The organism is Nitratifractor sp., from assembly GCF_015487065.1.
In the GTDB taxonomy this organism is placed as follows: Bacteria; Campylobacterota; Campylobacteria; order Campylobacterales; family Sulfurovaceae; genus Nitratifractor.
Genome location: NZ_WFQN01000001.1, coordinates 1 through 10352 on the forward strand (window position 1 = coordinate 1; position 10352 = coordinate 10352).

The following is a 10352-nucleotide window of genomic DNA, read 5'->3' on the forward strand; positions in this document are numbered from 1 at the left end:
ACAGCGGCTGTCTGCCGATCGAAGCCCCCGTCGACAAGTTGGAGACCGGCGACGAAATTATCGTCAAGCCTTACGAGGGTGTCATCCTCAAAAACGGTGAAGTGGTCAGCGAGTTCGAGCTCAAGCCCAACACGCTTCCCGACGAGATGCGTGCCGGCGGACGGATCCCTCTGATCATCGGCAAAGGGCTGACCAACAAAGCCCGTGAAGCCCTGGGCCTGGGCCACAGCGACGTCTTCGCCAAGCCCGAGCAGCCCGCCGACAGCGGCAAAGGCTACACCCTGGCCCAAAAGATGGTGGGCAAAGCCTGCGGCATGGAGGGCGTGCGCCCCGGTATGTACGTCGAACCAGTCGTCTCCACCGTGGGAAGCCAGGATACCACCGGCCCGATGACCCGCGACGAGATCAAAGAGCTGGCGGCTCTGAGCTTCGGTGCGGACCTGGTGCTGCAGACTTTCTGCCATACCGCCGCCTATCCCAAGCCTGCCGATGTGGAGCTGCAGCACACCCTGCCTCCCTTCTGGACCAGCCGGGGCGGTGTGATCCTCAAGCCCGGCGACGGGGTTATCCACAGCTGGCTCAACCGGATGGTACTGCCTGATACCGTGGGAACCGGCGGCGACAGTCACACCCGTTTCCCCATCGGCATCAGCTTCCCTGCCGGATCCGGACTGGTGGCCTTTGCCGCCGTCACCGGGATGATGCCGCTGAACATGCCCGAGTCTGTCCTGGTCAAGTTCAAAGGTGAAATGCAGCCCGGTATCACCCTGCGGGATCTGGTCAATGCCATCCCCTACGCCGCGATCCAGGAAGGGCTGCTCACCGTCGAGAAGAAGGGCAAGAAAAACGTCTTCGCCGGCCGGATCCTGGAGATCGAGGGGCTGGAGGACCTGAAGGTCGAACAGGCCTTCGAACTCTCCGATGCCTCCGCCGAGCGCAGTGCCGCCGCCTGTACCGTCAAGCTCAACAAAGAGCCCGTCATCGAGTACCTGCGCTCCAACATCAAACTGCTGGAGAAGATGATCGAGCAGGGCTACGAAGACAAGCGTACCCTGCAGCGCCGCATCGACAAGATGAAAGAGTGGCTGGAGAATCCCACCCTGATGGAACGGGATGAGGATGCCGAGTACGCAGCGGTCATCGAGATCGACCTGAACGAGATCACCGAGCCCATCGTCGCCTGCCCCAACGATCCCGATGATGTGGCGACGCTGAGCGAGGTGTTGGCTGACGAGAAACGCCCCCATAAGATCGATGAGGTCTTCGTGGGCAGCTGCATGACCAACATCGGCCTCTTCCGGGCTTTGGGTGAAGTGCTCAAAGGCGAAGGACCTGTTGATACTCGTCTCTGGGTGACTCCGCCGACCAAAATGGATGAAAAAGAGCTCATCGAAGAGGGCTACTACGCCATCTTCGGTGCGGCAGGTGCCCGGACCGAGATTCCCGGCTGTTCTCTGTGTATGGGGAACCAGGCGAGGGTCCGTGATAATGCCACGGTCTTCTCCACCTCCACCCGGAACTTCGACAACCGGATGGGCAAAGGGGCCCAGGTCTATCTGGGCTCCTCCGAGCTGGCGGCGGTTTGTGCGCTCTTGGGACGCATTCCGACAAAAGAAGAGTATCTGGAGATCGTCAACCGCAAGATCACCGAGGACAAGAAGGATCAGGTCTACAAGTATCTCAACTTTGATCAGATCCCCGAAGAGACTCTCGACGAAATGGTCGGCTGACGACCTCCCCTTCTATCCTTGACGATATCGGAACCGGGAATTCATTCCCGGCCAAGTGGACGCCGAAACGATCTGCCAAGTCGTTCCACACTCCGGACGCGAATGAATTTGCGCTTCCAAAAATTTCTAACTTCTAACTCCTACTTCCTCATTTTTAGTGATAGAGCGTTGCGATGATGGCGTAGCCCAGGAAGAACATCAGGTGACTGATCCCTTCGAAGTAGTTGGTTTCACCGTCATCGGTGGTCTTCCAGGCGAGGATGATGGTGAGGATCAGGGCACCGACCTGAAAGGCGTTGAAGTCCAGGGTGAGACGGATGCCGTTGCTGTAGGCTAGAGCCATGAGAATGGGAACCGTCAGCATGATCGAGACGGTGGAGGCTCCCATGGCGATGTTGATGACCCGTTGGATCTCGTCGTCCCGGGCGGCTTTGATAGCGGTCATAATCTCTGGGGCCACGGCGATGAGGGCGATAATGAGACCCGCCAGTCCGGTGGAGATCCCTAGCTCTCGGGCGATGGGCATTCCGTCAGAGGCGAAGAGTTCCGCCAGGACACCGATGATGAAAATGAGAATGAACATCGCAAAGAAATTGGCCACATTGCCCAGACGCTCGAAGAGATAATCTTCGTCCTCTTCGTCCTCCTCTTCGTTGCGGTGTTTTTTGATTCTGAAGAGGCGGCTTTTGGCGGTGGCTTTGAAGAAGTGGGAGTGGGTTCGGGTCTGGAAGATGAAGATCGCCACATAGAAACTCATCAGCAACAGAGCGATCATCACCGAGGCTTCAAAGAGCGTCCGGCTATTCTGGGTATAGGTGAGGATGCTGGGGACCAGCAACGCCGAGGAGGCGACCAGCAGGATCGTCGTGTAGGTGCTGGAGGTATCCTCATTGTGCTCCTGCTCCTTGTAGCTCAGCCCGCCGATAAAGACCGCCAGCCCCAGTAGCACGTTCATATCGACGATGACGGCGGAGATGATTCCCCCCTTGACCGTCTCCAGGGCTGCCGGGTTGTGGACCCCTTCCCGGACGATCATAAAGAGCAGGATGATCTCTACCGCCACGGCGGAGAAGGTCAGGACGAAGCTGGCATAGGGCTCCTCCAGCCGCTCTGCCAAAATCTCTGCGATTTCGGAGACAGTGATGGAAAAAGCTCCGATAGCTACGGCGGCACTGATGACCGAGAGGTAAGGGCTGTGAGTGAAATGAAAGTAAAAAGCCAGCAGACCGAAGATCAGCCCCAGGATCATATCGGAATATTCGGCAAGAAAATGCAGGGTGTTGTTGTGAGAAGTGTGGGAAGAACCCGACGGAGGTTTAGAATCCAAGTGTTTGACTCCTATCAAAAATAGATGGAGCGAATCATAGCATAATTTTCTGTCGAAAATCTCATTGAAGGGACAGTTTTTTCTCTTCGGGAAGAGGGGTCAAAAGGTGATGATCTGCTGCAGGGTATTAATCAGTTTGCTTTTTTCCCGGATCTCGGGAAGCTCCTTGCCGGGCTCGGTGGTGGTGATGATGGTACGGCAGAGGGGATATTTGCTCCAGTTCTTGAGCCGGATACCCCAGTAGGTGTGCATAATGACGGGTTCATTGCGGTAGCGGCCCAGATAGAGGGTAATGTGGCCGGGAACGTACAGAAGAGAACGGAAGGGTTTGGCTTTGGCGATGATGAGGGCTTTTTTCTTCGCCTTGGGCAGTCCTTTGATCTTCAGGGCCTTGCCCGCTTTGGCCTGTTTGGCGGAGTTGCGTTTGAGGAAGATACCGAAGACCCCCAGAAAATCCCGGGTGGTGGCGGAGCAGTCTCTGGTCATCATCTTGCCGCCCCAGCCGTAGGGTTCACCGTAGAGTTGCCGGGCAACCTTCGCCACGTTGCGGGGGGTGAACGGCAACGGTTTCAGATCCGCCAGTTTGCGGGAGGGGAGGGTGATACGCTGCAGCAGGGCACTACCGTCAGCTCCCCGGGAGGCAGTCAGGAGCCATCGTCCGCTGCGATCCATGGGAAAGATCGTGCTCAATTTGACGAGGGTGATCCGCTTTTTGCCCTTTTTGAGCCAGAGATTGTCCCGAACTGTCACGAAATAGCGGCCGGTCTTGAAGGCTCGGAGAAAGCGGTCGCCCACCTGAGCGATATCTCTCGTCGGTACCCAGCCGTTGGCATGGGCCGCCTGGACGAAGGCCCATCTGCCGTCCCGGGAGTAGTGGGAGAGATAGAGGGGGACGTTGGGGTGGAGTTCACTGTTCTGGAAATAGTCGAAGGGAAAGCCTTCGGTGTTTTTCCAGGGATCCCGGTAGGCGGGAGTCCGGGTGGGCAGGGCCCGCAGATCGGTGTGGCGCACGGAGATCGCCCGGGCCCCGACGGTGCCGAGCTTCTCCATCTGGGCGTTGCGGATCCATCCTTCGATGACCCGGGGAGAGATGAGGCGCTTTCGGGCATTGTAGATCTTTTTCTTTCGGACGAAAGGAATCACCCAGAGCAGCTCCTCTTTGGGCTCCTTGATCCGGTAGCCTGATTCCCAGGGGCTGAAGTAGATGTGGTTGTACTCCCGGTCGTGGCTGAGCTGCCGGCTCCGCGGGATCGGCTTGAGTTGGCGGGCATAATAGGCGGGATTCTGGGGGATGGTTTTCATATCCCGGACGCTTTTGAAAGGGAGACGGTCGATGGCGCTTCGGGGGCGGTGGCCCGGCTCCAGGTGCCAGGCGGCCACCAGCCAAAGCGGCAAGAAAAAGATCAAAAGGGTTACAAGATGCTTCATCGGAATCGATTATAACCGTTTAGCGGTTGAAAAGCCAAAGAATCAACGACAAAAGAACCGAGAGCAAAATCATCGATCCGATGGGAGCATAAAAGACGAAGTGCTCTCCTTCGTAACGGAGATCACCGGGAAGATGACCGAACCAGCCCATCAGACCGAACTTGAAAGCGATTCCGGCCAGTAGCAGCAAAAGACCTGTTCCGATTAGCAGATTAGCCATGCTTTATCCTTTTGCCAACATACAGAGGGCTCTGAACAGAGGGTGTCAAAAATCCCAAACAAATACTCCGTCATTCTGAACGTGATTCAGGATCTACGGTTTAATGGGTATTCTAAGCCCTAGATTCCGGGTCAAGCCCGGAATGACGGAGTTTATTTATGAACTTCTTATAGCTCTTACAGCGTTACGACCCTGTTCTTGCCGAGATTTTTTGCCCGATAGAGCGCATCGTCAGCCCTTTTCAGGAGGCTTTCGATAGTGTCACCCTCCTTGGAGAAGGTGATACCGAAACTGGCGGTCAGGTGTCCCACGTCGTTGAAACGATGCTGACTGATCAAGGCTCTCAGCGCTTCGATCTTGTGACTGATCTCTTCTTGCTTGTCGCTCTCGATCAGTATCAGAAACTCTTCGCCGCCCCATCGGGAGAAGAGATCGTCGTTGCGAAGATTGGCTTTGACGAGTCTGACAAACTCCTGAAGAATTTTATCGCCGACGATGTGTCCGTATTTGTCGTTGATGTGCTTGAAATTGTCCAGGTCGATGACGACGACGGCGAAACGCTCATTGCATTCGAGCTTCTCTTTGATCTTTTTGTCAAAATAGGGTTTTTTATACAGGTTCGTCAGCGGATCGATGTTGATGCGGTTTTCCAGCTCTTTATTGATATTGTTCAATTGGGTGATGTTTGAGAAGGTAAAGAGTTTGTAGGTCTTTTCCAGCAGCGTCGCCTTGACCAGAAAGACATCATTTCTGACATAGATCTGTTTCTCTTCGTCTTTGGCATACTCATAAAGATCGTTATAGCTCTCGATGGGGACGGAGGCTCTGATGAAGGTGCAGAGTTTTCTTTCGTTGAGCTCATCGGTATTTTTCAGACTGAAGTATTCCAGAAATCTCTTGTTGGCGTATTCGACTTCATCGTCAGTGGTGACGATGATATAGTTGTTTTGACTGTCCAGGATCTTTTTGATCGTACTGTAGAGGAGCATATTTTCGTTGCTGTATTGGAGCAGCTTCAGCTTGGAAAGGGTGATCTCGGTGATGTTGTGCAGCAGTATCAACAATATATCATCGCTGTAGTGATTGAGATGGATATTGATATAGTAGTCGTTTTTCTTGACGGTTTCTAAGATATAGCGGCTCTCTTTGTCATTAAAAACTTTCTGTATTTTGGTTTCATAACCGAAAATTTCCGGGAAATAGTCCCGAATATCATTGCCGTCTTCGATCTCATTTTCGACATATTTTTTCACACCGTCCGAAAAATCTGCAATGCGATACTTTCTGTCAATGAGAATATACTCAAAGATCTCACTGGAGAGTATGGCATTGAGAATGATCTGTATGTTTTTCATTGAATTATCTCCTCTGCTAATGTGGAAAAGAGCCGATTGACGTTTTCTCCCTCTTTTGCCGAAGTCAAAAAGGCATTCTCCTCCAGAGGAAAATCCGCTTTTTGCTCCGCGCTCAACAGGTCTGATTTGTTGTAGGCGATGACATACTTCGCCTTGGGATTGACGGTGAGAAAAGTTTCAATATGTTCGGCCAGATCCTTGATCGTCGCTTCCCTGTTGCAGTCGGCGACAAAGATCGCTCCGTGTGCTCCGAACATATAGCTTTTGGGTATTTTTTTGATCGGTGTGGAGCCCTCGATATCCCAAATGATAAGTTCACACTCTATCCGGCGAATCTCAAGTATTTTTTTGGATATCTTCACGCCGATCGTTGTGAGATATCTGTCGTCAAAGGTGTTGTCGATATAACGTCTTATCAAGCTGGTTTTTCCGACACCGAAGTCCCCCAGCAAAAGAATCTTTTTGCGTATCACTGTTCTACAACCCTTTTAAATTTCGCGTTCATTCAATAATTTTTTGACGGCTTCGTCTATTTTCTTTTTGTCCAGGATATAACGGATCACCGTCCTTCTTGAGGCATTTTTGTCTTCGACGCCGTTGACCTTGATGAGGTTACGGTCGGCGAGTCCCTGGGAATACAATAGGGACGAAAGCCCATTTTTCCGGACGCTTTCCAGTCCCTGAATGATTGTTTTGACCTCTTCGGCTCTCTGGGAAGAGAGTCGCATATTATACTTAAAAGTTCCGCTACTATCTGTATATCCCGAAACAGTGATTCTCTTGAGATATTTTTTCGCTTCAGGCAGGCTGAGCAGGGTCGAGAGGTATTTGTCGGTCGTTCGGGCAATGAGCCGGGCAGCGCCGTTGCTTAAAGTGGCTTTGCCTTTGGGGAAAAAATTTCCGCTGGAGAAGACGAGAGAGTGCTCCGTCGGGTCAAAATAGGGATTCCCTTTGAAAACTTCATCAAGTTTCTGATCGATACGTCTTTTAAGGTTGGCAAGCTTTTTTATTTGCTGCTCTCTCGCCGTGAACATCTCCAGCTTTTTATTTTGATTCTCCAGCAACTGCTTTGCGTTATGAATGGAGTGTGCCTGGGCATCGGAGAGCTTGGAGAGACGTTCGATCGTTTTTCGGTTTTCTTGCAGGCTTTTTTTGAGTTGTTCAAGCTCTTGCTTCATTGTATGAAGAGAGCGGGAAAGATGACTGACATTGTGATCGATATCGGCTTCTTCTTTTTTGGAAAGTTTTTCGATTTTATCGGCAGATAAAGTGATGTTATCGATCAGTTTTTTTGAACTCTCTTTTTGGAGAATACTCCTGAGGGTATCGAGTGTGGAAAAGTTGTCGACAATTCCATCGGCTATGAGCTTGTCCCCGTCAATTTCGAGGGTAACCATCGCCCCGGTTTTGTCGGCTACTTCAGATGCCAGTCTATATTCGATGTAACGATTTTTAATCCAGAATCCCAGTGGAATAACCAGGGCCAGGAGCAAAACGATAATGAAATATTTCGCATAGTTGTTTTTGGGGGCATTGTCATCATTTGTAGGGGACTTCTCGTTTTGATTCCGGAGATAGTCCAGAAGATCCCGATTGAGCGCCTGGACACGTTCGTCGCTGTCATCTCCGTCAAATTCCTGAAAAAGAGAGTGGTATTTTTTGACCAGCGAGGCAAAAAAGCGATTGATTTCGGACCGCTGTTCCCAATCGGGTTCGGCGTCCAAAAAGGCGATGAGATAGACACTGCCGGCACTTTCGATGTAGAGAGTCGATTTTCCGTAGCTGAGCAGCTGTACCTCTTCGTGCTCGTCATGGCTTTTGATCCAATCGTTGATGAAGTCTTTGACGGCACTGGCCATGGAAGCGATGAGATGAGGATCGTCGATCTCGTCGTCACGGAGATGGGCTTCGCTGATCAGCATCCCGCTGTTTTTTTGAATGACGAAAAGAGAAGAGATTTTGGCTTCGGCGCTCTCTTCGAGAAGGAGTTCGGTCTCACTGACACCGGTAATTTTGGCTTTGATTTTGCGTTTGAAATGCTCGACGGAGAGCCCTTGATTGATCTTGGTATTGATCGTCTCCATCAGTTCGCGGATGGCGGAACTGACATATTTGCTGATCATCCCGCCCATGATGGGGTAGAGGGCGTCCACCATCGCCTCCCGGTTGGAATCGATCTGCTCTTTGATGGCCGAAGCCAGCACTCCTTGCAGTGAGTGTTTGAAAGATTCCGGATCGGTTTCGGAGGTTTTGGCAATGATCTGCGCCAGGTGTTCGGCAAAGATGGTGACGGTTTGCTGATCGGCGCTGCGCAGACGTTCCAGCAGTACGTCGTCAAATAACGGTAGGAGCTTCGCCTTGAGATAGGCTTCGTCGCCGGATCGGATCTTTAGCTCTTTGAGCTGCTCCTCCAGCCGTTTGAGCCGTTCAGCTTCGTCGGCAAAGAGTAGCGCTTTGAGCTTCTCCAGATCGCTCTTATTGCTCTTCAGTTTTCTTCTCTCCGCTCTTATCGGTCAGCATGGCGGCCATATCGGTCCCCTGGATCTTCATCGCCACCTCCAGGAGCATCTGGGCCATTCGGTCTCTGGAGAGCTTTTCATCCGAGAGAGTCGCCAGGCTGTTTTGCAGCAACTCCTCAAGCTCTCTGCGTGTTTCGTTGATTGTCTCTTTGATCTTCTCCTGATCCTCTTCGAGCCCCTCTTTTGTCATTTCCAGTTTGGTCTCGAACTCATCTTTTTGCATCGCCGTCTTTTCCTGGAGGGTCTGATCGACACTGTTGATGAGCTCTTTGAGTTGTTGCCGCTCTTTCTGGCCGGTCGTGGAGAGATTGTCGATCTTCTTCTCCAGGAGGGTCAGGGAGCGTTCGGTCTCCTTTTTCAATTTTGCCTGAGACTCATGAAGCCCCTTTTTCAAATCGTCAAAGAGTCGGTGCATGCTGCCTTCGATCTGCTTGAACTTCTCTTCGAACTCTTTGATCTGGGGACCGAAAATCAGCTCTCTGATCTGATCGATATTGTTTCCATTATGCTCTGCCATTTTGTGATTCCTTGCGATATATTTGATCCTCGATGAATCTATTCTATCTAATAATCGTTATTACTTTTCTGAAGTGTGGCGCTTTCCCCGGTGAATACTTTGAAGAAGGATCCGGCTTGACGTTTCAAACGTCAAATCTTTCAATATGAACCATGTTTTCGCCGGCAGTGAAGGAGTAGATATAATATGTTCGCTTAATATATTTTAAAATATGAGACCAAATGGAAACAATGGGAATTTATCTACCGGAATGGATAGTGTGGGGAGCCGGCGGTTTGACGGCAGGGGCCTTGATCGCAGGGGTGACGGGCGCGGTGCTCTGCCGTTTACAACGTAAAACCTGCATGGAGAAAGAGGAACGACTGCACCATCACCTGGCGGCGGAGAGTGAGGAGAAGCGTTCGCTACAAAGGCTTCTGGAGAGAGAGAAATTGCAGCGGGTTCGGGCAGAGACGGCACTGGAACAGCTCGCTCCAATGCGGCAGAGGCTGCAAAAAAGAGAGGAGGAAATAGAGGGGTTGCAGGAAAGGATGAAGGCGTCGGCGGCGGAGCGGAGTGCTCTGGAGAGCCGGCTCGAAGAGCAGGAGCGCCACTACCGGCAATTGACCGAGGAGCTCAAGGAGGCCAGGGAGGAGCTGCAGCGGCAGTTTCGGAGCCTGGCGGGGGAGATCATGGAGGAAAACGCCCTGCGTTTCCAGAGCGTTTCCCGGGAAGGGGTGGCCCAGATCCTACGACCGCTTCAGCAGCAGGTAGAGCGCTTTCGCAAACGGGTGGACGAAGTGCACAGCGAAGAGAGTCGCGAGATGGCGGCACTGCAGACCGAACTCAAAACGCTTCGGGAGCTCAACCGGCAGATCTCCGAGGAGGCCCACAATCTCACCCGGGCCCTCAAAGGGGAGCACAAGAGCCAGGGGATCTGGGGCGAGATGGTGCTGGAGCGCATCCTGGAGGCTTCGGGACTCCGGGAGGGGGAGGAGTTCGAACGGGAGTTGAGTCTGAGAGACGGGGAGGCGCGGCGTTTCCGTCCCGATGTGGTGGTCCATCTGCCCGGCGGACGGGATGTGGTGATCGATGCCAAAACCTCTCTGAACGCCTATGAACGCTATATCGCCGCCGAAAGCGAAGCGGAACGTCAGATCCAGGCTCGGGCGCATCTGCAGGCGGTCAAAGCCCATATCGGGGAACTGGGCGACAAAAACTATGCCAATCTTGAGGGGATCGAGACCCTCGATTTCATCTTTATGTTTCTGCCTATC

General features: G+C 52.4%; 9 protein-coding genes. 2 read left to right on the plus strand and 7 right to left on the minus strand.

The genetic code is table 11. From position 1 onward, the window contains the following. On the plus strand, positions 1-1730 hold a 1730-nt coding region (locus tag F8I07_RS00005; RefSeq protein ID WP_292654101.1), incomplete at its 5' end, for a bifunctional aconitate hydratase 2/2-methylisocitrate dehydratase. Between the two features lie 154 nt (positions 1731-1884). Here the strand turns inward: F8I07_RS00005 and F8I07_RS00010 are convergent. The 7 genes from F8I07_RS00010 to F8I07_RS00040 form a co-directional block, all read right to left on the minus strand. Beyond that, positions 1885-3057, minus strand: a complete 1173-nt coding sequence (locus tag F8I07_RS00010) for a sodium:proton exchanger (RefSeq protein WP_292654103.1) — start codon at positions 3055-3057, stop codon at positions 1885-1887. Positions 3058-3156: 99 nt separating this feature from the next. Next, a complete protein-coding gene (locus tag F8I07_RS00015; protein WP_292654105.1) occupies positions 3157-4485 on the minus strand; it encodes an SH3 domain-containing protein in 1329 nt (442 codons plus the stop codon). Between the two features lie 19 nt (positions 4486-4504). Further along, the gene (locus F8I07_RS00020; RefSeq protein WP_292654107.1) at positions 4505-4705 is read right to left on the minus strand and encodes a DUF2905 domain-containing protein; all 201 of its coding nucleotides are present in this window, start codon (positions 4703-4705) and stop codon (positions 4505-4507) included. 176 nt (positions 4706-4881) lie between these two features. Continuing rightward, positions 4882-6060: a GGDEF domain-containing protein gene (locus F8I07_RS00025; RefSeq protein WP_292654109.1), complete on the minus strand. Its 1179-nt coding sequence runs from the start codon at positions 6058-6060 to the stop codon at positions 4882-4884. Then, positions 6057-6533 carry a Rab family GTPase gene (locus F8I07_RS00030; protein WP_292654111.1) on the minus strand — a complete coding sequence of 159 codons (477 nt, stop codon included), beginning with the start codon at positions 6531-6533 and terminating at the stop codon, positions 6057-6059. The genes F8I07_RS00025 and F8I07_RS00030 overlap by 4 nt, the downstream gene beginning before the upstream one ends. A 15-nt stretch (positions 6534-6548) precedes the next feature. Beyond that, positions 6549-8264 carry an OmpA family protein gene (locus F8I07_RS00035; RefSeq protein WP_292654113.1) on the minus strand — a complete coding sequence of 572 codons (1716 nt, stop codon included), beginning with the start codon at positions 8262-8264 and terminating at the stop codon, positions 6549-6551. A gap of 271 nt (positions 8265-8535) precedes the next feature. Beyond that, complete coding sequence (locus tag F8I07_RS00040) at positions 8536-9096, minus strand: hypothetical protein (protein WP_292654114.1); 561 nt, start codon at positions 9094-9096, stop codon at positions 8536-8538. Positions 9097-9326: 230 nt separating this feature from the next. On the opposite strand from F8I07_RS00040, the gene rmuC reads away from it, so the two are divergent. Beyond that, positions 9327-10352: DNA recombination protein RmuC (rmuC, locus tag F8I07_RS00045; RefSeq protein ID WP_292654115.1), on the plus strand; the 1026-nt coding region annotated here is incomplete at its 3' end.

Bases quoted from the DNA above. Each gene is read 5' to 3' on its own strand.
- F8I07_RS00020 (WP_292654107.1), bottom strand. From the start codon at position 4,705: ATGGCTAATCTGCTAATCGGAACAGGTCTTTTGCTGCTACTGGCCGGA.
- F8I07_RS00040 (WP_292654114.1), bottom strand. From the start codon at position 9,096: ATGGCAGAGCATAATGGAAACAATATCGATCAGATCAGAGAGCTGATT.
- F8I07_RS00015 (WP_292654105.1), bottom strand. From the start codon at position 4,485: ATGAAGCATCTTGTAACCCTTTTGATCTTTTTCTTGCCGCTTTGGCTG.
- F8I07_RS00025 (WP_292654109.1), bottom strand. From the start codon at position 6,060: ATGAAAAACATACAGATCATTCTCAATGCCATACTCTCCAGTGAGATC.